The organism is Campylobacter sp. JMF_14 EL1, assembly GCF_027737585.1.
Lineage (GTDB): Bacteria > Campylobacterota > Campylobacteria > Campylobacterales > Campylobacteraceae > Campylobacter_B.
The window spans coordinates 43,100-63,655 of the sequence record NZ_JAOVTW010000004.1; the positions used below are offsets into that span (position 1 = coordinate 43,100).

At 39.3% G+C, this 20,556-nt stretch carries 22 protein-coding genes and 5 tRNA genes; 18 read left to right on the top strand and 9 right to left on the bottom strand.

What is annotated here, in order from left to right; all coding sequences use genetic code 11:
- The first annotated feature begins 25 nt into the window (after positions 1 to 25).
- The 5 genes from OFN73_RS05930 (at position 26) to OFN73_RS05950 (ending at position 3,391) form a co-directional block, all read left to right on the top strand.
- A complete protein-coding gene (locus OFN73_RS05930) occupies positions 26 to 1,444 on the top strand; it encodes an SPFH domain-containing protein (protein WP_270862663.1) in 1,419 nt (472 codons plus the stop codon).
- A 95-nt stretch (positions 1,445 to 1,539) separates the two neighbouring features.
- Complete coding sequence (locus tag OFN73_RS05935) at positions 1,540 to 1,980, top strand: MarR family winged helix-turn-helix transcriptional regulator (protein ID WP_270858614.1); 441 nt, start codon at positions 1,540 to 1,542, stop codon at positions 1,978 to 1,980.
- Between the two features lie 16 nt (positions 1,981 to 1,996).
- On the top strand, positions 1,997 to 2,527 hold the full coding sequence (locus tag OFN73_RS05940) for an ester cyclase (protein WP_270862664.1): 531 nt from the start codon (positions 1,997 to 1,999) through the stop codon (positions 2,525 to 2,527).
- A gap of 19 nt (positions 2,528 to 2,546) precedes the next feature.
- Complete coding sequence (locus OFN73_RS05945; protein WP_270862665.1) at positions 2,547 to 2,933, top strand: cupin domain-containing protein; 387 nt, start codon at positions 2,547 to 2,549, stop codon at positions 2,931 to 2,933.
- Positions 2,934 to 3,046: 113 nt separating this feature from the next.
- Complete coding sequence (locus OFN73_RS05950; protein ID WP_270862666.1) at positions 3,047 to 3,391, top strand: phenylpyruvate tautomerase MIF-related protein; 345 nt, start codon at positions 3,047 to 3,049, stop codon at positions 3,389 to 3,391.
- Between the two features lie 80 nt (positions 3,392 to 3,471).
- Here the strand turns inward: OFN73_RS05950 and OFN73_RS05955 are convergent, their stop codons facing one another.
- The 6 genes from OFN73_RS05955 to OFN73_RS05980 form a co-directional block, all read right to left on the bottom strand.
- A complete protein-coding gene (locus OFN73_RS05955) occupies positions 3,472 to 4,011 on the bottom strand; it encodes a hypothetical protein (RefSeq protein ID WP_270862667.1) in 540 nt (179 codons plus the stop codon).
- A gap of 121 nt (positions 4,012 to 4,132) precedes the next feature.
- Positions 4,133 to 4,220: transfer RNA gene (locus OFN73_RS05960), tRNA-Ser, on the bottom strand.
- A gap of 6 nt (positions 4,221 to 4,226) precedes the next feature.
- The gene (locus OFN73_RS05965; RefSeq protein ID WP_270858610.1) at positions 4,227 to 4,379 is read right to left on the bottom strand and encodes a hypothetical protein; all 153 of its coding nucleotides are present in this window, start codon (positions 4,377 to 4,379) and stop codon (positions 4,227 to 4,229) included.
- A gap of 18 nt (positions 4,380 to 4,397) precedes the next feature.
- Positions 4,398 to 4,471, bottom strand: a tRNA-Cys gene (locus tag OFN73_RS05970).
- 18 nt (positions 4,472 to 4,489) lie between these two features.
- Positions 4,490 to 4,579 (bottom strand) — tRNA-Leu (locus OFN73_RS05975).
- A gap of 24 nt (positions 4,580 to 4,603) precedes the next feature.
- Positions 4,604 to 4,678: transfer RNA gene (locus OFN73_RS05980), tRNA-Gly, on the bottom strand.
- A gap of 115 nt (positions 4,679 to 4,793) precedes the next feature.
- Here OFN73_RS05980 and OFN73_RS05985 point away from each other — a divergent pair.
- The 8 genes from OFN73_RS05985 (at position 4,794) to OFN73_RS06020 (ending at position 11,131) form a co-directional block, all read left to right on the top strand.
- Positions 4,794 to 4,869: transfer RNA gene (locus tag OFN73_RS05985), tRNA-Ala, on the top strand.
- Between the two features lie 207 nt (positions 4,870 to 5,076).
- Complete coding sequence (locus OFN73_RS05990; RefSeq protein WP_270862668.1) at positions 5,077 to 6,330, top strand: tyrosine-type recombinase/integrase; 1,254 nt, start codon at positions 5,077 to 5,079, stop codon at positions 6,328 to 6,330.
- Between the two features lie 545 nt (positions 6,331 to 6,875).
- Complete coding sequence (locus OFN73_RS05995; RefSeq protein ID WP_270862669.1) at positions 6,876 to 7,628, top strand: hypothetical protein; 753 nt, start codon at positions 6,876 to 6,878, stop codon at positions 7,626 to 7,628.
- 425 nt (positions 7,629 to 8,053) lie between these two features.
- The gene (locus OFN73_RS06000; RefSeq protein WP_270862670.1) at positions 8,054 to 8,254 is read left to right on the top strand and encodes a helix-turn-helix transcriptional regulator; all 201 of its coding nucleotides are present in this window, start codon (positions 8,054 to 8,056) and stop codon (positions 8,252 to 8,254) included.
- On the top strand, positions 8,254 to 8,796 hold the full coding sequence (locus OFN73_RS06005) for a hypothetical protein (RefSeq protein ID WP_270862671.1): 543 nt from the start codon (positions 8,254 to 8,256) through the stop codon (positions 8,794 to 8,796). The genes OFN73_RS06000 and OFN73_RS06005 overlap by 1 nt, the downstream gene beginning before the upstream one ends.
- A 2-nt stretch (positions 8,797 to 8,798) precedes the next feature.
- Positions 8,799 to 9,077, top strand: coding sequence for a hypothetical protein (locus OFN73_RS06010; RefSeq protein ID WP_270862672.1), 279 nt, complete (start codon positions 8,799 to 8,801; stop codon positions 9,075 to 9,077).
- 44 nt (positions 9,078 to 9,121) lie between these two features.
- Positions 9,122 to 9,910 carry a hypothetical protein gene (locus OFN73_RS06015; protein WP_270862673.1) on the top strand — a complete coding sequence of 263 codons (789 nt, stop codon included), beginning with the start codon at positions 9,122 to 9,124 and terminating at the stop codon, positions 9,908 to 9,910.
- A gap of 768 nt (positions 9,911 to 10,678) precedes the next feature.
- Positions 10,679 to 11,131, top strand: a complete 453-nt coding sequence (locus OFN73_RS06020; RefSeq protein ID WP_270862674.1) for a type II secretion system protein — start codon at positions 10,679 to 10,681, stop codon at positions 11,129 to 11,131.
- Between the two features lie 58 nt (positions 11,132 to 11,189).
- Here the strand turns inward: OFN73_RS06020 and OFN73_RS06025 are convergent, their stop codons facing one another.
- On the bottom strand, positions 11,190 to 11,996 hold the full coding sequence (locus tag OFN73_RS06025) for a transporter substrate-binding domain-containing protein (protein WP_270858608.1): 807 nt from the start codon (positions 11,994 to 11,996) through the stop codon (positions 11,190 to 11,192).
- 225 nt (positions 11,997 to 12,221) lie between these two features.
- Between OFN73_RS06025 and OFN73_RS06030 the strand changes: the two genes are divergently transcribed.
- Together OFN73_RS06030 and OFN73_RS06035 are read left to right on the top strand one after the other, a co-directional pair.
- A complete protein-coding gene (locus tag OFN73_RS06030) occupies positions 12,222 to 13,220 on the top strand; it encodes a putative transporter (RefSeq protein ID WP_270862675.1) in 999 nt (332 codons plus the stop codon).
- A gap of 1 nt (position 13,221) precedes the next feature.
- A complete protein-coding gene (locus OFN73_RS06035) occupies positions 13,222 to 14,358 on the top strand; it encodes an Mbeg1-like protein (protein WP_270862676.1) in 1,137 nt (378 codons plus the stop codon).
- 78 nt (positions 14,359 to 14,436) lie between these two features.
- On the opposite strand, the gene OFN73_RS06040 is transcribed toward OFN73_RS06035, so the two are convergent.
- Positions 14,437 to 16,812, bottom strand: a complete 2,376-nt coding sequence (locus tag OFN73_RS06040; protein WP_270862677.1) for a ribonucleoside-diphosphate reductase subunit alpha — start codon at positions 16,810 to 16,812, stop codon at positions 14,437 to 14,439.
- 207 nt (positions 16,813 to 17,019) lie between these two features.
- Here OFN73_RS06040 and OFN73_RS06045 point away from each other — a divergent pair, with 207 nt between their 5' ends.
- A complete protein-coding gene (locus tag OFN73_RS06045) occupies positions 17,020 to 17,616 on the top strand; it encodes a YagU family protein (protein WP_270862678.1) in 597 nt (198 codons plus the stop codon).
- 116 nt (positions 17,617 to 17,732) lie between these two features.
- Here the strand turns inward: OFN73_RS06045 and purB are convergent, their stop codons facing one another.
- On the bottom strand, positions 17,733 to 19,064 hold the full coding sequence (gene purB, locus OFN73_RS06050) for an adenylosuccinate lyase (RefSeq protein WP_270862679.1): 1,332 nt from the start codon (positions 19,062 to 19,064) through the stop codon (positions 17,733 to 17,735).
- A 70-nt stretch (positions 19,065 to 19,134) separates the two neighbouring features.
- On the opposite strand from purB, the gene OFN73_RS06055 reads away from it, so the two are divergent.
- Both OFN73_RS06055 and OFN73_RS06060 read left to right on the top strand, forming a co-directional pair.
- Positions 19,135 to 20,040 (top strand): RluA family pseudouridine synthase, encoded by a 906-nt coding sequence (locus OFN73_RS06055; protein ID WP_270862680.1) that lies wholly within the window; start codon positions 19,135 to 19,137, stop codon positions 20,038 to 20,040.
- Positions 20,034 to 20,486 (top strand): GNAT family N-acetyltransferase, encoded by a 453-nt coding sequence (locus OFN73_RS06060; RefSeq protein ID WP_270862681.1) that lies wholly within the window; start codon positions 20,034 to 20,036, stop codon positions 20,484 to 20,486. Before OFN73_RS06055 ends, OFN73_RS06060 begins: the two co-directional genes overlap by 7 nt.
- Positions 20,487 to 20,556: the final 70 nt, after the last annotated feature.

Genomic DNA, 20,556 nt, shown 5'->3' on the forward strand with positions numbered 1-20,556 from the left:
TTAATTTCATCAAAAGGAGAAAAGTGTGTCGTCTATTTTAATTGCATTTGGTGGAGGTTTGGTAGCACTTATCGTTATTTGTGTGCTTGCGGCTATGTATTTTAGGACCGTCGTGGAGACAAACGAGGTTCATATCGTCCAAAGCGCGCGCAAAACGCAAAGTTTTGGCAAAGACACTGGAAATGGAAATGTGTATTATAATTTCCCGGGTTGGGTGCCGATTTTAGGCGTTAGCAAGATAATTTTGCCAGTTTCAGTATTTAGTATCAAAATCGAGGCTTACGAAGCTTACGATGTGGGTAGGTTGCCATTTGTCGTGGATATCACGGCGTTTTTCCGCATTGCTGATTCAAATTTAGCCGCCCAAAGGGTCAAAGACTTCGACGATCTCAAAAAGCAACTCACAGATATTATCCAAGGCTCAATCCGCTCGATTTTAGCCAAACGAGAGCTCGAAGAAATTCTTACAATCCGCTCAGCCCTAGGCGAGGATTTCACCGTTTCGGTTCAATCTCAGCTCGAAAACTGGGGCATTGCGCCTGTGAAAAATATCGAATTAATGGATATTAAAGACAAAGAGGGCGAAAAGGTCATTTTCAACATAATGGAAAAGAAAAAATCCGCTATCGAAAAAGACAGCCGTGTCGAGGTCGCCGAAAACCGCAAACGCGCCCAAATCGCTGAAATCGAAGCCAAAAGAGAAACCGAGATCAAAGAGCAAGAAGCCCTAAAACTCGTAGGTCTTAAAACCGTCGAGCAAGAGCGCGAGGTCGCAATCAGCAAAGAACAAGCCAAACAAGTGGTAAAAGAGCAAGAAAAAATCACCCAAGAAAAGGCAATGGAGGTCGTGCGCGTCCAAGATGTCAAAAAAGCAGAGATTAAAAAGCAAGTAGAAATCGTCCAAGCCGAGCAAGAACAGCGCAAAATCGAAATCGACGCGGAGGCCAAGAAAACAGCCAAAATCAAGGAAGCCGAAGCCCAAAAAGAAAACCAAATCCTAATCGCGCAAGGCGATAAAGAAAGGCAGTTTTTAGAGGCGGCTGCGCTTTTGGAAATCAAAGACAAAGAGAGCCAAGGTATCGCAAAAATCGGAACCGCTGAGGCTGAGGCTTTGAGATTGAAAGAGTTAGCCCCTGTCAATGCGCAAATCGAGCTAGCGCGCGAAATCGGCGAAAACGAGGGCTATCAAACATATCTAATCTCAATCGAGCAAATCAAGGCTAACCGCGACATCGGCTTAGAGCAGGCCAAAGCCCTAACTAGCGCAGATCTAAAAATCATCGCAAACAACGGCAATGTAAGCGAGGGGCTAAATTCGCTTGGTGGCGTGTTAAGCGCGAATGGTGGCACAAAAATCGCCTCCATGCTAGAAGGGCTAGCCCAAAGCGAGCTAGGAAAACAGCTTGTCGATAAAATCACCAAGCCAAAAGAGGGCGAGAAATAAAATTTAACCCCAAATTTGGGGTTAAATTTTATTTATTTTATCTTGACATTAATTTGAAATCTAACTATAATACGCCCTAAATTTTAGGGGCAAAAATGAAAAAAGAACGCAAAAGTATATTTTTAAGCGCACAGCTTGTAAGAGAGGCGAACGATTACATTATAAACGAATTTAAAAGGCTTGAAATTTTAGGGATTTCGCCCAGCCACGGGGATATTTTTCACTATCTTTTTGGGGGTAAAATTTTAAGTCCAGCCCAAATCGCCACTAAAATCAACCGCACAAAAGCAACTGTTACAACCCTGCTTGATAGGCTTGAAATGGACGGCTATTTGGTGCGAGAAAAGGACAAAAACGACGCAAGAAGCGTAAATGTAAAACTCACGCCAAAAGGCGAGAGTTTAAAGCCGAAATTTGATGAAATTTCAAAGAATTTAAATAAAATTTTAGCGAAAAATTTTAGCGAGTTTGAATTAGACGCGCTAGATACGCTTTTAAGCCGTGCAATTAAAAATTTTAATAAAAAAATCAATTAGATATCAAAGGAAATTTATGAAAAAATTTGCGATTTTTGCTGTTTTGGTGGGTCAAATTTTATGCGCTAATTCAAATTTAGCCCAAAGCTTAGAGCCAAATTTTAACCAAATTTGCTACCAAAGCAGGGCCAAATCCGAGTGCAACAAAGAGGCTATGGCGCACTTCCAAACCGCCATAAATACCGCCGATACCGCCTTGGCAGAGAAGCTAATAAACCAAAACGCTACATTTTTTACCCCAGTTTCCAAAGACCCGCTTTATGGCGGCGCAGGGTATATCTCGGTGGTAAATTTCATGAGGCAAAGCTTCCCTGATATCAAATGGCAAATCAAAGATATCGTCGCAAACGACGCTGTGGTGGCTGTTTTGTGGGAGTGTAGTGGCACACACGAGAGGGGCGAATTTTACGGCAAAAAGGCGGACAAAGCGAAATTCTCGTTTAGCACGATGAATTTTTACTATTTTGACGAAAATGGCAAAATCACAAACGATGTCGCAGGCGAGGGGCTTGCGGGGCTTTTAATTGATCTTGAAATTTTAAAATAATCTTATTTAAGGAGAAAAAATGAAAAACTACACTTTTGCAAGGCTCGATAGCAACGAGCGCGTCGAGTTTAAAGAGCTTTTGGGTCTAAGCGGTTGCGAGATTAGCTTAAACACCTTGCCGGCGGGCATTAGCGTGCCTTTCGTGCATGCGCATGTCCAAAACGAGGAGGTCTATATCGTGCTGGAAGGCAGTGGCAAACTTTTCATCGACGGCGAAGAAATCGCAATCGCTAAGGGCGATATTTTCAAAATCGACCCAAGTGGCGAACGCTGTATCAGCGCAGGCGACGAGACGATTAGATTTCTTTGTATCCAGGTCAAAGCAGGCTCTTTGGAGCAATACACCGACACCGACGGCGTTTTGCGCGAGGGGATTAAGCCAAGCTGGCTGTTTAATGTAAAATAGTGGAATTTGGAAATTCCGCTTCGCAAGCTTGTAATACTGCGCCCGAATTTTAAAATTCGGCGCAAAATTTGAAATTTGCGAAGCGGGGAAAATTTAAAATTTAAGGGGTTTTTATGCCGTATATCGATGCAAAATTTAGCGCGAAATTTGACGAGAAAACACGCGCAAATCTGGCGGGTGCGCTTTGTAATGCCGTAAGTGAGGCGTTTGGTAAAAAAAGTGAGAGTATAATGAGCGCGGTAGAGTGCGACAAGGCGCTTTTTATCGCACAAAACGCGCTAGATAGCGGCGCGTATATCGCAATCTCGCTGCTAGGAACTAGCGTAGAGAAGTCAAAATGCGAGGTTTGCGTTAGGCTTGTGAGCGAGGCGTTGCGTGGCTTTGGCATAAACCCCGATGAGGTGTATGCGACATTTCACCCGATCCCGCTGTGGGGCAGAGGCGAGAAGATGTTTTAGGGCGAAATGAGCTTTAAAATTTTGAGTTAAATTTAGGCGAAAAATTTAGCCAAATTTCAAAATTTGGCTAAATTTTAAATTTATTTGATTTTTTCTATCTGTTCGACTAACTCTTTTGCGATTGCGACAATGGCACCATTTTCGAAATCATCGCTTCTGTTTGCGCCAGCAATCGTTTTTAGGTTGCCAAAAAATCCAGGGTTATATCGCATTTTGTTGTTTTGGGTTACGGCTCTTACGATTTCATTGTTTTTTATGATTTTGATTTCGTAAGTAAAGAAGATATTGCCGATAGAATCGGTTTTTGCAAAGGTTGCCTCCCCTACAAATTCTCTTTGATAATCTAAATTTATATGAATTTGCTCACTAGAATTTGCGCTTAAAAGATTTTTTTGCGCTAATTGATTTTTGATTTCATTATTTAACTTGGTTTCTACGACGCTTTTGTCTTGATAGACCACATTTTCTGGCTGATGATTTTGTATGAAATTTAGATTTATAGCATCAAATTTATACACGCCACTTATCGGCTGGGAGGGCGTTTGTGCGCTATTTCCCACGCAACCTGTCAAAAATAGGCTAAAAATTATAGCCAAAGCAAAAGAAAATAATTTTTTCATAAGGTCTCCTTAAAATTTTCATTGGCAAGGCAGACGCCAAGCTCTGTTTGGTTTTTTAAATTCGAAAAATGATTTTATCGGTAAAATTTTAAAAGAAAGTAAAAATTTTGATTTAAAAAAGTGGCCGGGAGATAGGGATTCGAACCCCAGGAGGTGTTACCCTCAACGGTTTTCAAGACCGCCGCTTTCGACCGCTCAGCCATCTCCCGATAGAATTATTCTGTTTTTTCGCTGACCCACTCTGCGCCGTTATGAACCTTTTCTTTGGTCCATTGACCAGCGTTTTTTGAGTCTTGTTTCACGCCTTGCCATGTGTTTGAACACCCGCTAAACGCCAAAACTAAAAGTATCGTAACTATATATTTCATAGACTCTCCTTGTTGTTTTGGAAGCGACACCCGGATTCGAACCGGGGATCAAGGCTTTGCAGGCCCATGCCTTACCGCTTGGCTATGTCGCCACACTAAGCCGTTTTTGGTGGTGCCCGGAGCCGGACTTGAACCGGCACGGAAGAAAAAATTCCGAGGGATTTTAAGTCCCTTGCGTCTACCAATTCCGCCATCCGGGCACATTTTCAACACATACAAAATCATGGAGCGGGAAACGAGAGTCGAACTCGCGACATCAACCATGGCAAGGTTGCGCTCTACCACTGAGCTATTCCCGCGTCAAAAACGAAAGCTGATTTTAGCAAATTAAAACTTAAAATTTTATTTTATTTGCAAAATTTCTGTTTTTTAAATTCATTATAAGCTAAAAAGTGTAAAATTACAGAGCTTTTTGGGGTTATAGCTCAGCTGGGAGAGCGCTTGAATGGCATTCAAGAGGTCGGCGGTTCGATCCCGCTTAACTCCACCATTTACCCTTTTTCAACCACTTCCAAAACTTATCAAAAACACCGATTTTAAGAGCCTTTTAAACAACTTTCTATTATTATCTAATTCCAACAATTACTAGCCATTTTTAAAAAAAATGTCGGGTAAAAAGTCGGGTGAATTTGAATAAGTCGGGTGAATTTATTTTTCACCCGACTTTTATTTACAAAACCTAGAAAAAGGGGATTAAATGCCAAAAATTACAAACGACACACAAATCAAAAACTATAAAATACCCGATAGCGTCAAAGCTAACGCAAAGGGCGTTAAAAAAATTACTTTAAAGGACGCAATGCCTAATTTATTCCTTGAAGTAGCACAAGGCAAAACAAAGACAACCAAGACATTTTATTATATTTACATAGACAAAGCAACGAAAAAGCGAAATTATATCAATATAGGCAAATATCCAAGCATTAGCCTAAATGAAGCAAGGTTAAAGGCGACAGAATATACAGCCATAAGGGACAACGGAAAGAGCATACAAAGCGCAAAAGATGACGCGGTAACATTTTCGGAAGTCGCAAATAAATATTTAGATAAAAGTATAAATTCGCAAACGACGCAAAAAAAGGATATAGGGCGGTTAAAAAATCACATTTTGCCTTTTATAGGTAATAAAGCGATGAAAGACCTTACGCGCCGTGAATTAGTCGCGCTTATAGAAAAAATCCAAGATAACGCCGTAAAAAGCGGGGTGGGTTTAGATACTAGCTATAAATGCTTTTTGCTTTTGCGTAATATAATGCGTTTCGCCGTAGGAAGTGGCTATATAGAGAATTCTTTATTAGGTGATATAAAATTCGACAAGACTTTTAAACCCTTGCCAAAGGAAAAAACGCATTTTAAAGCTATTTTGACAAAAGAGCGTTTAAAGGACTTTGTAAAGACTTTAAAAGACGATTTAAAGACGCATTATTACACGCAAAAAGGCTTATTATTCGGACTTCATACGGCTTTAAGGGGTGGAAATTTAAGGCTTTTGAAATGGGAATACATAGATTTAAAAGACAATATCATCACCATACCCGCCAAAGAGATGAAATTAAAACAAGAATTTAAACTTCCACTAACCACGCAAACACGGGCTATTTTAGACGAAATTTTAGAGCGAAACAACGAGCGGGGTATAAATTCGCCTTTCGTATTCGTAAGCAAAACTAAAACAGCTAACGCAATAAACGAAAACGCGCTTAATCAAGCCATTATTAGGCTAGGTTTTGGCGATGATATGGTATATCACGGCGTAAGACATACATTTACGACCATTTGCAACGAACATATAAGCGAACACGGCTTTAATTCCGATATTATTGAGTTATGTTTAGACCATAGAGAGCGAACGACCATAAAAGCCACTTACGACCACTCACAACGCTTAAAAGAACGCTTTGAGTTAATGCAATGGTATAGCGATTTTTTAGAAAATTTAGAAAATGAGTAATTATTTTCGCACCTCAACTAAAACTCAAAAAAGCCCTAAAATAGGGCTTTTTATAATACCTTGATAATAGTTAGCAATAGTAGCAATTTAACCCGCACTAAATGGGTGAAAATTCACCCGACTTTTTACCCGACACGACCGCGCGCAAACCACGAACAGGGCGATATTTTAGCGATATTTTAAAACACAAAAAAATATTTTTTTCTAATATAAAGAATTTTTTACTATTTCATCAAAAAGCCAACGCAAAAGCAAAAAGCAAAAGTGTAAAAAATAGTAAAATTTAGGCTGTTTTTTTGCACGAAACTTAAACAGAAAAAATTTACAAAATTTTACGAATATTTAAAATTTTCCGATGATTTGCAACGACTAAAATTTATTGTATCATTTGAAAATACCGATAAATTTCAAATAAACGGCGATTTTACGAAAAATCAAGGCAAAGACGATTTTTTTACCCGACTTGTTACCCGACAAAAAACAAAGTTTAAAGTTAGTATTTGTTATAATTCATTTCTAACTAAAATCAAAATAAAGGCGTATTTATGGAAAAAACAGAACAATTTATAAAAGAATTAGGCGAATTTATAAAAAAATCTGATAGCATTACCGACCCGATTTATCCACGCTTTGAAAAACTTATAGAGATATTAGACAAAGAACAGCCACAAAAAGGCAAAAATAAAGAAGTGGTAAATTTATCCATTTTTGACCCGTTAGCAAAATTTTATGACATTGACGAAGCGAAAAACGAAGTTTTTACGGCGTTTTATACATTTTTAAAAGAGTTTTTGGCGCAACCACAAAAACCAACCTTATCAATACATAGATTAAAATTATTTGATGAAGCAATAGATAATTTAAGGCTAGTTTTTAAAAATGAACTTGATATTAGATATAATCGCGCACAACCCAAATATACAACGATTGACGGCGTAAAAATATGGGATTTATTCGATTTTTTCGACAACGAAAAACCTAAACACAATTTAACAGACGAACAAACGATTAAAATCAAAGACGAATTAATAAGACAAGGACGAGATATAGAAAATATAATATTTGATTTTGAAAAATCTTTTAATAATTTTTGCGGTTTAGCCGTTAGATTTTTGACGCACGATAGAGTAGAGATTAAAAAATACGAAAAACTAACAGACAAACAAGGCATAAAAAACGATTTTAATAAAAAAATACTAGATTTTTGCAAAGTTTATAAAGTAGAAGCCACAGACCCCCTTAAACGGGGCGAATTCACGGCTGATATTGAGAGAATTTTAAAAATGATTGAAATTTAATCGCATTTTGTTTATGCGACGATGAAATATTTTGAATAAATTTGACCCAAATTTGCATAAATTCACAGCCAAAAAAGCCCAAAATTTGCCATTTTAAAATTTTGTCGCATAATGAAAATGCGACACTTCAAACCACGATATAAAGGGCTTTTTGGCGTTTGTATCTTTTGAAAATTCGCCAAAATTTACTATTTTTAAAATTTCGTCGCAAAGCTATTATGCGACAGAAAATATTTTTTGCCAAATTTGGGTAAAAATCTACAAATCCACAGCCAAAAAAGCCCCGAAATTTACCATTTTAAACTTTTATCACATAGTGAATTTGCGTTGCTACTTTCTTTAAAAAGCCCTACAATTCGCATAAGTTTCCAAATATAGCTATAAAAATGAAACCGAAATTTAAAAGTTTTAAAGGAATTAAAACAATGAGAAAGCATTTAGTAAATACCAAAGAGTTAAGCGAATATTTGCGAATAAGCAAGTCTAGCATTTGGCGATTTGTAAAAAGCGGTAAGTTGCCACAGCCAAAGCGAATAAGTAAATTTATCCTTTTATGGGATTTGAACGAAATAAACGCATTATTTGGCTTATGTGATGACGAAACGACACAGAAAGGGGGCAAATAATGAACGCTGAAAATATAGCGAAATTTGGCGATTTAATCGCCGAATTTAGCAAGATAACGGGCGATAAAGCCAAAGTATCAAACCACACGCAAAAGCCCTTTAAAATAAGCGTTTTCGAGTTTATAGGTGATAAATTCAAGGCTGAATTTATTAGGTTTGACAGCACGGGCGATTTTGACGACGATTTGCAAAGCGAAAAATGCCACAGCACGGGCGATTTTGACGACCGCGACGCGCAAGGCGAACAAATCGGCAACGCGCACGAAACGACGCAAGGCGCGACCGCGCAAAACGAACAAGACCGCCAAAAAGCGGGGCTAAATGCGTATGAAGTCATAACGCATTTTTTAGAAACTAAAAGTTATAGCGAAGCTTTTAAAACTTCGTTTTTTAAATATGTCGCAAAAGACAGAGAACGAGCCGAAAAACTAGCGCACAACATAGGGCTTTTGAGCCAAATTTGCAACATTTTCGGAAGTAAAAACAGCGAGTATAACGACGCTCAAATTTTGAGCGAAATTGACGCGATAATGAAAGGATAAAAATGAGATTTAATGAACCATACCCAAAAACAAGATTTAAAGAATTTAGGGGTTTAATTTTATTTTCAAAAAACCTTACAGACAGATACACAACGGGCGATTTAAAATATCTTTTAAATGCAAGTTTGCAAGATATGTTTAAGGCTTTTGTATATGAGTTAGATTTAAACGAAAAACAAAGGCATTACATAGGCAAGTTAAAAAAGCAAATATCGCAACACAATCAAGCAAAAAAAAGCAAGAAAAAAGCGAACGAAATTTATAAGAAATTTTTTAAATAAAAAAAGGCGAATTTCAATAATTCGCCTAATTTTTCTTTAAAGCGATGAAATTGTATCACAAAAAACAGCGTTTTAACTCTATTCAAACGGACTTTAAAAGCCTTTTAAAGTGTTTGGATAGCGCGAAAACGCATAAAATAGAAAATCTTTTAAATACCACGCAAAAACCCGATTTAATGGGCGTTGATAGTTTGCGATTTTTCACAACGGCGAATTTTATATCAAAGCTAAAACGCAAATTTAATCTAAATTTGGTAGAAAAATCCACAAATGCAAAGCGTGAAATATTTGCAAATTTAGGGCTTTATACGGCTAAAATAGGCACGATACAAAGCGCAAAATTAACGCAAAAAATAACTTTGCAAACTTACCACACCGAACAAAGTATAAAAACAGCGCGCAAAGGCAAAAGAGCGTTAAATAGCGTCGTTGTGCTAAGCTTACACGGATTGACGCAATACGACAGACACGGCGAAATTATAAGGCATAAAAAAGCGATTACTGATTTACTTACGCACATTTTGCAAAATGCGACAAAAGGCAAAAAGCGAAAAAATATCACGCTTAAAAGCTTTGATTTGGCTTTTGATTATATCGACGCGCAAAGCGTAAATAAAAGCTATGCACTTGCTAAAATGCCATTTTTAAAGGATTTTGGCGTAAATTTTAGGCTTTATAATCAAACCACGCTTTACATACAGCGTCGCGCAAAACCGATTAACGAATATTTGCAAAAAATCGTTTTATATGACAAACTAGCAAAAAGCAAAGCCAAAGACAAACACCCGATAAATAAAAAAATCATACGGATAGAATTTCATTTTATATTTTAAGCTTTGAAAATATATAATGAACTTTCGAAATTTAAAGCGTTTGAAAATGGAAATTTTAGCACAAACCTTAATTTAAGTTTCGCGCTAAAATTTATTCAAAATTTGCGAAACCTTAAACCAAATTCGCTACTTTAAGCTACTGAAACTTAAAAAATAAAATTTGCTATTTGCAAAGCCCCCTAAAATCGGACTTTTATAAATTTTGTATTGAAAATTGAGATTTTCACAACTGAATAAAATTATATTTAAAACTTAAACAAATATCCTAAAAATGGACTTTTGATGATGATAAGTCGGGTGATTTGTAGGGTTACTATTTGACTATGATTTAGAATACTGATTTTAGCGTATTTAAAAGCTATTTTTTCAGCCCCGCTTAACTCCACCATTTTATTTTTAATTTCACACTCGTTTAATACTGCGCCGAATTTCAAATTTCGTAAATTTTATCATTGTTGGTGAAATTTGCCCTATTTGTCATTGCGAGCGAAGCGAAGCAATCCAGTAAAATTTAGAGAGATTTCGAAATTTTCAAAATTTATATGGATTTCCCTGGATTGTTTCGTTTTCTACGAAAGCTAGCAATGACAGCGAATTTAGCGTAAGGAATTTTGAACTCGTAGATTGCTTCGTCGCTTTGCTCCTTGCAATGACAAATTAAGGGTTAAAAAATTTTCTGGATTGACTTCGCCTACGGCTCGCAATGACAGCTAAATTTACAAAATTTCATCATTAAATGCTATACTCGAAAAAACAAAAGGAAATTCTATGAAAAAAGCATTTAGTATGGTTGAGCTTGTTTTTGTGATTGTGATTGTTGGGATTTTGGTTGGCGTTGCGCTTCCACGCTTACAAGCTTCGAGAGATGATGCCTTGGTCGTGGCGGCCAAAAACGACCTAAAAACCGCACTTAGTGATGTTATCGCCTATAATCTCACGCAGGGGCGGTATTCGACCAATATCAAGGACATGACGAGCGTGGATTTTAAAAACAGCGTTTTTCGCGTGAAAAAGCGGGATTGTTTGAAGTTTATTTTCCATGGCATGAGCGTTATGGAGGTGCGGATTGACCGCGCTGGGCTGTGCGGGAGAGTGCTAGAAGGCTCCGCGGTCGAGCCATACCTCAAAATGGACGCAGGCGAGCTCAAACACAGCGATAGCGTATCATATATTCCGCTGGATAGTTCGACGATTTCGGCGATAAATGGAGCGAAATTTTAGGGGGATTTGCAAATTTTAAAATTTAATGTAGAATTTTGGGCAAATTTTGCCCAAAATTTTAGAAAAACGATTTATAAACATTGTCGAGTAGGAAGTATTTTTTATCAATCGTGCCCTTGTAAAACGGCTCGAAGGTCTCGTTATAGGCTTTTGTGAAAAATCCCTCTTTGCTTAGAGCAATGATTTGCTCGTTTAAAAATTCAAGCAAACTAGTGTTTCCTTTTTGGATTGCGATTGATAGAAAAACGGTGTTGCCAAGGTTTGAGAGTTTGACCTCCATTGTGGGGTCAAAAATCGGATAAGCATAGACAAAAAGGTTGTTATTGACATAGCCGTCAAGTTCGCCATTTTTGACTTTTTTATAGCAATCGACGCTGTCGTTGCAATAAGTGATAGGAATCCCCTCTTTATTCAAAAATGCTTCGCCTGTGGTTTTAAGCAATGCGCCGATTTTTTTGCCTTTTAAATCCAAGACGGATTTGATGTCGCTACCTTTTCTGGTGAGAAGACCCAAATTTACAGTAAAATACGGAGCCGTGAAGTCGGCTAAATGGGCGCGCTCTGGCGTTACAGACACAGCGGCAACTATCATATCAGCTTTATTTTCTTGTAAAAGCGGAAAACGCACATCGTTGGTAACGCCCATGAGGCTTATGTGACCTTGTTTCTCGCCAAAAATCCTTTTTGCCAAAATTTCGGCAAGCTCGACCTCGAACCCCTCAAATTTACCATTGACAAGCTCGCCAAATGGCGGTTCAGCGTCATACACGCCGATACGGATTTCACCTCGCGCTCTAATCTCATCGAGCGAATACGAAAATGCGCTTGTCGCAAGGACAGCCAATGCCAAAAGAAACTTTTTCATGGTATTTCCTTTTTGTAGTTTTGCGCAAATTTGCGCCCGGCAAATTGAAATTTGCAACTTTTGCGGGGGGGGATTTACTCCTTTTTGATATTTTATCGCAAAGAGTAGCGAAAATTTAATTAAAATTTAATAATGTAGATTACAAATTTAATTTAAATTTTACAAAAATTCCAAAATTTAATAAATTTCAGTAAAATCACGGATTAAATTTCACAAAGGCAGGTAATGTTTTCATCGTTTTTTAAAAGCAAAAAATGGCGAATTTTGGCTTGGGGCGGACTAATTTTTATACTCGGCATTAATCTTTTTCAAACCATTTTAAATGTCAAATTTAACGAGTGGTATAGGGCGTTTTACGATATGGGTGGCGAGATCGACAAGCACACGATTGACGAGTTTTATGAGGCTATGCTTTTGTTTTTGTGGCTTGCGATGTGGTTTATAGCAGCGGCAGTTTCGGAGCGCTATATCACGCGCGTATGGGTGCTAAAATGGCGCGAGGCGATGACATTTTCATACATTGGCTTTTGGCGCAGGGTAGAGCGCGACATAGAGGGTAGCTCACAGCGTATCCAAGAGGATATTTATCGTTTCACAAAAACGCTCGAAGATGTCGGCATGCGAATTGTCTATGCTTTTATGACGCTATTTGCGTTTATTCCGATTTTATGGGGGCTTAGTAGCGGGATAAATTTGCCCTTTATCAAGGATATTCCGGGCTCTCTTGTTTGGATTGCGCTAGCTGTGAGCGTGGGCGGGCTTGGCGTGTCGTGGTTCGTGGGACGCTACCTGCCACGCCTAGAATACAACAACCAAAAAGTCGAAGCAGCCTTTCGAAAAGAGCTAGTTTTTGCCGAGGAGGACAAGCAAAATTACGGAAGCGAGGAGAAGCTCATTTCGCTTTTTGACAAGCTTAAATTTAACTACCACAAGCTCTTTTTGCACTATTTGTATTTCGATACTTGGCTTCACACTTACTCGCAAATCCTTGTCATCGTGCCATATCTCATCATGGGGCCAGGGCTTTTTACCAAGGTAATCACGCTTGGTGTGCTAATCCAAACAGCAAATGCCTTTAATAAAGTGCGCCAAAGTTTTAGCGTATTTACGGAGAATTGGACGACGATAACTGAACTTCGCTCGATCCACATGAGGCTTAGCGAGTTTGAGAAAAACATAGGCTATGATCCAAAACTAGCCTTGCAGGCTGAATTTAGGGCGTAAAATGGCGAATATCAACGACTATCTTTTTTGGCGCGGGGATTTGAAATTTAGCGAGCGTAAATTTAACGAGCTAGACGCGCTTGTTTTATCGAGGTTTTCGTATTTGCCGTTTCATAAAATTTCACTTTGTAGTGGCGGAAATTTGGGTGAAATTTGCGAAAATTTGGCGAATTTAAGCGATGATGAGTTTTTGTGGGAGGGCGATAAAACACTCGCGCTAAATTTAGCCCAAAGCGCGCGTTTTGGGGATTTGCGCGTAAGCGATATAGAGCGAGATAACGACAAAGAGGCAATCAGGCAGTTTGGCGCGCTGTGTATTCATTTGGGCGAGGAAGAAATTTTCGTATCGTTTATCGGCACGGATAATTCGATTTTGGGCTGGCAAGAAGATTTTAACATGGCGTTTTTAAAAGAGCTTCCTTGCCAAATCTCAGGGCTTAAATATCTAGAAAAAATCGCGCAAAAATATCCGCATGCGCGCCTTAAAATCGGCGGACACTCAAAGGGCGGAAATGTGGCGATTTACTCGGCGCTTAGGGCAAATCCCAGCGTGCATGGTCGCATAATAAAGGTCTATAACTACGACGGACCGGGGTTTTTGCCGGAATTTTACGAGCAAAATTTGAGTGGCGAAATTTTATCAAAAATCCAAACCTATATCCCAAACGAGAGCATTATCGGCAATCTGCTAAGCCACAAAGAGAGCATAAAAATCGTCCAATCTAACGCCAAACTTGTCTTTGCGCACGATATTTTTAGCTGGGAGGTGGGCAGGGAGGATTTTATCTACGCTGAAAATCTTAGCAATTCGAGCAAGATTATTGATAAGACTTTGAGCGATTTTATGCAAAACACTACCGCTACTCAGCGCAAAATCGCAATCGAGGCGGTTTTTGAGCTATTTAATGCCACCAGCCTCGATACCTTCGCGCAAATCCCGCATAACCTGCCACTCGCGGTGCCTCAAATTTTGCAAAAATACAAAACGGTTGCAAAAGATGACAAAAAAATGATAGCAAATATGCTTTTGCAAATCGCCTCTGCTTACCTCGAAAATCTCGCCAAGCACACGAACGATAAAATCAAGGATAAAAGGCAGTCTTACAAAGATAAATTCAAGGAAAAATGGCAAATTTAGGGGCTAAAATTTAGTGAAATTTGGGCTAAATTTGGCGAAATTTTAAAATTTCGCCAAAAAGTAAAATTTAATTGTGCGTTACTGGCAACCTTCGCACTCGATACTTCTGTCTGCGACATCGGAGTTGAAATCATCAGTTGAAGGGCTTTCGCTTCTTAGATAATATGTCGATTTAATGCCAAGCTCCCACGCAAGGGTGTAAATGTCATTTAGCACCTTGCCACTAGCCTTATCAAGCGTGATAAAAATATTTAGGCTCTGCCCTTGATCTATCCATTTTTGGCGGATTGCACCTGCTTTTATAAGCAGCCTTTGATCTAGCTCGTATGCCGGAACATAAGCTTGCCAAGTATCGGGGCTTAGATTTGGCACGACCACAGGAATCATACCGCTTAGGTTGTGCTCAAACCATTTTCGCTTATAAACAGGCTCGATAGTCTGCGTTGTGCCTACTAAAATCGAAATTGATGAAGTCGGCGCAATCGCCATTAAATAGCCATTTCTCATACCATCTTTTTTGACTTTTGCTCTTAGTGCGTCCCAGTCGCAAGAATTATCTTCAAAAAGCCCCCCGCGACCGACTAATTTTTTAGCATTTTCGTTTGCTAAATCGATTGGGAAAATTCCTTGCGACCATTTTGAGCCCTCAAATTCAGGGTATTTGCCCTTTTCGATAGCTAAATTTGATGAAGCGTAAATGGCGTTGTAGCTTATGTTTTCCATTATTTTGTCGATTGTCTCAAAATGCTCGTAACTGCCCCAAATAACGCCCTTTTCGGCAAGCATTTGCGCTTCGCCCATTACGCCTAAGCCTATGGCGCGAGAGCGTAAATTCGTGCGTTTTACCTTTGCGTGTGGGTAAAAATTTAGCTCGATTACATTATCTAGCATTCGCACGGCAATCGGCACGATGCGTTTTATGTCTTCTTGGGTGTGAATTTTGCTTAAATTTACACTAGCTAGGTTACAAACAGCCGTCGCACCCTCATCTACGCCTTTTTCTACGATGAAAATATCTTTGCCATTTATCGTATCAAGTGCGGTAATTTTTTTAGCTTTTTTGGTGATTTTGCCATTTACGACCACTTCTTCATTTTCATCATATAGCTCTTCCGTGCCGTCAGCGTAAATCACTTTTGTTTTGTAGTGATTTGGCTGTGTATTTTGGAAAATCTCGGTGCATAAATTCGAGCTTCGAATTAGCCCTTTGTGCGAATTTGGATTAACCCTGTTTGCGTTATCTTTAAAGCACAAAAACGGCATTCCTGTCTCAAAATAGCTAGTTAGGATTTTTTTCCAAAGCTCTTTTGCTAGAACGGTTGATTTGCTGATATTTGGATCGTTTTCGTAGGCGATATATTTTGCTTCAAATTCTTCGCCCCACACATCGCACAAATCAGCCACATCGACAGGGTCAAAAAGCGTCCATTTTTCGTTATTTGCTAGGCGTTTCATAAATAAATCGTTTATCCACAAAGCAGGGAAAATTTCATGCGCTCTACGGCGTTCTTCGCCTGAGTTTTTACGCAAATCCAAAAAGTCGTTTATATCCATGTGCCACGGCTCGATATACACGGCGATTGCGCCTTTTCTGGTGCCTAGTTGATCCACAGCCACGGCTATGTCGTTTGTGATTTTTAGGAAAGGTATTATGCCACCTGCGGCGTTTTTGTGTCCGTCGATACTACCGCCCATGGCTCTAACTTTGCACCAGTCCCAGCCGATACCGCCGCCAAATTTCGATAAAAGCGCCATTTCTTTATAGCTATCAAAAATTCCTTCGATATTATCAGGCGTGCTTCCTACATAACAGCTTGAAAGCTGGTGGCGTGTAGTTCTAGCATTTGAGAGTGTCGGAGTGGCAAGCATGACTTCAAATTTGCTTATTAAATCATAAAATTTTTTCGCCCAGCCTTGGCTGTCTAGCTCGTTTTGGGCTAAAAACATCGCAATCGCCATAAACATGTGCTGTGGAAGCTCAATCGGTTTTGCTTGTCTGTCTTTTATAAGATAGCGATCATAAAGCGTTTTAATGCCAAGATAGGTAAATTGCAAATCGCGCTCTGGCTTAATGTAGGCGTCTAGGTCGTCTAGGTCGTATTTTTCTTTTAGCCCTAGCATGATGCGACCCTCGCTCTCACCGCGCTCAAAGTAGGTTTGAAGCGATTGATAGCCGGTGAAGCCAGATACTTTGTGATACAAATCATAAAGGAAAAGTCGCGCTGCCACAAATGTCCAGTTTGGGCGGTCTATGTCGATTTTATCGACGGCGGTTTTGATAAGGGTTTGCTGAATTTCCTCTGTGGTAATCATATCGCGAAACTGAATTTTCGCATCGACTTCTAGCTCGCTAAGGCTGACATTTTCAAGCCCTGCTACCGCGTCTCCTGTGAATTTTTTGATTTTTGAAATATCGAGTTCTTCGGTTCTACCGTTTCTTTTGACTACTTTCATTTGCCTCTCGTTTCTTTGGAAAAAATTAATGCAAGATTTTATCTTTTTTATTCTTATAAACCTAGAAATTTTGCATAAATCAAAGCTTAAATTTCACGCCCCAAAAATGCTAAATTTTAAAATTTTGATTACAGAATTATGCTTACATTTTTTATATTTGTTATAGATTTTTTTGATAAAATCCCGCATTTTTTTCAAGGAGAATTAATGCAAAAAACCAAAACGCATTTCGGTTTAATGGCGCTTTTAGCCATTCCAATCGGCATTATTGCAGCATTTGTTAAATGGGGCGGCGAGTTCCCATTTCCACCACGCTCACCAATGGATATGTTTAACGCAGCTTGCGGTCCAGAAAAGCTAATCCGCGCAGCTGACGCGATTGATTGCTCACGCAACTTCCTAAACCCTCCGTATGTTTTCTTGCGTGATTATGTAGGTATCGCAGATCCTTACCAAGCCCTTTATACCTTCGCAGGACACGGCTTTCACTGGATTATGCTAACTCATATTTTGTTTTCGATTACATTTGCGATTTTTTACTGCGTTGTAGCAGAGAAATTCCCCAAAATCACACTTTGGCAAGGTGTGGCTTTCGGTATCATCACAAATATCGCTGTGCATTGTATAACTTTGCCGATTCTTGGCCTTACTCCGCCACTTTGGGAACTTCCATGGTATGAGCATGTAAGCGAGTTTTTCGGACACGCTGCGTGGTTCTGGGCGATTGAAGTTTTCAGACGCGATTTAAGAAATCGTATCACAAAAGAGGTCGATCCAGCCGATAACGAAAGATCGATTTTTTAGCTTTCTTTAAATTTAATAAAACTCCACTTGGGCCAAATTCGCGTGAATTTGGCCTTTTTTAATTATTTAAAATTCTTAAAACATCTCTGGAATTCGAAAATAGTGATTTATCGCTTTTATTCCCCAAACACCCTAGCGAAAATCTTATCCACATTTTTTGTGTAATATCCATAATCAAAACACGCTTTAATCTCGTCTTCGCTCAAAGCTTTTCTTAGGTCGTCGTCGGCTAGTAAATTTTGCAGATACAAGCTTTGCCCGTTTTCATCGATAGCTTTTTTGCCTTCTTGCAGATCTGCCCAAACTTTCATCGCATTTCTTTGCACGATTTTGTAGGCCTCTTCGCGTGATAGCCCTTTTTTAGGCAGTTCTAGCAAAACTCTTTGCGAAAAAACTAGTCCGCCTGTTAAATTTAGATTTTTCATCATATTTTCAGGATAAACGACTAAATTTTCTATCAAATTTGCAAGGCGATTTAGCATAAAATCCGCCGTTACAAAGCCATCTGGCAGTATAAATCTCTCAACCGAGCTGTGGCTAATATCCCTTTCGTGCCACAAAGCGACATTTTCCATAGCAGGGATCGCATAGCTTCGCAAAACCCTGCAAAGCCCCGTTACATTTTCGCTAAGCACCGGATTTCGTTTGTGTGGCATAGCTGAGCTTCCTTTTTGTCCCGGAGCGAAATATTCTTCGCACTCATAAACTTCTGTTCTTTGGTAGTGGCGGATCGCAACGGCGATTTTCTCACAGCTTGAAGCTAAAATCGCTAGTGCGTTCATCACTTGCGCGTAGCGATCTCTTTGTATGACTTGGTTTGATGCCGGGGTTGGTTTTAAGCCCAAATTTTCGCAAACTAGCTCTTCAAGTTCAAGCGGAGCGTGGGCGAAATTTCCCATTGCACCGCTGATTTGACCCACACTTATGACGCCATAAGCGTGTTTTATAAGCTCTAATGCGCGATTTATCTCATCGTGCCAAATCGCCAAAACAAGCCCGAAAGTTATCGGTTCGCCGTGAATTCCGTGGCTCCTGCCGACCATAAGCGTATTTTTGTGCTTCATTGCTTGATTTTTTATTGCCGTTTTTAGGGCTTCGATGTCGGCGATAATCAAATCCAAGCTATCTTTTATCTGCAACGCCACAGCCGTATCGATACAATCGCTACTTGTCATACCATAATGCACAAATCTGCTCTCTTCGCCCAAGCTCTCGCTCACGCTGGTTAAAAACGCAATCACATCGTGCTTTGTTGTTTTTTCGATTTCGTCTATGCGTTCGACGCTAAATTTAGCGTTTTTGCAGATTTTTTCGCAATCGCTATCCGGGATAAAGCCAAGCTTGTTCCACGCCTTGACTGCGGCGAGTTCGACTTTTAGCCAAGCGTCGTATTTGGCAAACTGCGTCCATTTGTCTTTCATAATTTTTCGTGCGTATCGCTCTACCATTTTTGTGCCTTTATTTGAAATTTGATATAATCCAAAATTATATTAAAAAAGGGCTGAAAAGTTAGTTAATATGGCGTATGAGAAATTTAGTTTAGGCAAATTTACAAATCGGCGAATTTTTGAGATTTTGCTGGGTTTGGGTTATGATATGAAAGGCGCTCAAAGGCTGTGTGACAAGGGCAGGGTGCTGGATAGCTCAGGTGCGGTAATGGCAAAAAACAGCGTGGCAAATGGGGAGATTTTTTTGATAGATTATAAATGTGAGCCAAAAGGAGTGCGCGCGATTTTTGAGAGCGAAGAATTCGCCGTTTTTGACAAGCCTAGCGGAGTGCTTTCTCACCCAAACGGCAGACACTGCAAATATTCGCTTTATGATGAAATTTGGTCGCTTTACGGTCGCTCTGCGGCGGTCGTGCATAGGCTAGATAAAGAAACAAGTGGGCTTATAATGGTGGCTAAAAATCTCGCTAGTTTGAATTCTTTGAAAACGCTTTTTGAAAATAGGGCGGTGAAAAAATCATATTTTGCTTTGGTGAGCGGGAGAGTGGAGCGAGATTTTGTGGTAGACGAGCCGATTGGCGAGAGTTTAGAAACTGACGAAGTGGCTATAAAAATGCGAATTTGCGAAAACGGCAAAAAGGCGATAACCGAGATTTACCCGATAGAATATTTTAGCGAATTTAACGCAAGTTTGGTTCGAGCCGTGCCACTTACCGGAAGACAGCATCAAATTCGTTTGCATTTGTTTCATGTGAAACACAAAATTTTAGGCGACCCGCTTTATGGGACTGATACGGCGACTTTCGAAGCGATTTTGGACGATAAATTAAGCGTGTGTGAGCGGATAAATTTAACAGGAGCTTCTAGGCTTTGCTTGCATGCGGCGAATTTGAGTTTTGAATTTAACGGACAAATTTATGATATTCAAACAAAGGCTGATTTTAAAAATGATTTTTTAAAGGCGTTAAAATGCTAAAAATCAAAGAGATAAATCCAAAAGAAAATTTGCAAATTTTGGTTGAAATTTGGGAAAGTTCGGTTAGGGCGACACACGATTTTTTAAGTGAGAGCGAAATTTTGCGTATAAAAGAGCAAGTTAGAGATATGTTTGAGAGCCTAAATTTGCTAACTTGTGCGTTTTTGGGCGGTGTGATTGTGGCGTTTATGGTTTGCGAAAATGAAAAAATCGAAGCTCTTTTTGTGCAACCGAGCCATTTTAGACAAGGAATAGGGCGAGAGCTTGTGAGATATGCAATGAGTAAATTTAACGCTAAATTCGTAGATGTCAATGAGCAAAACCCAAACGCGTGGGAGTTTTATAAAAAACTTGGATTTTATGAAATCTCTCGCTCTGCCACCGACGAGCAAGGAAATCCCTATCCGATAATTCATCTTAAATTTAACGGGGATTTTGAAATTTAAATTTGTGGTGCAGGTTTTGCAAAATTGCGTTAGCGAAATTTAATGAAAATTTTGTATAGTATAAAACACA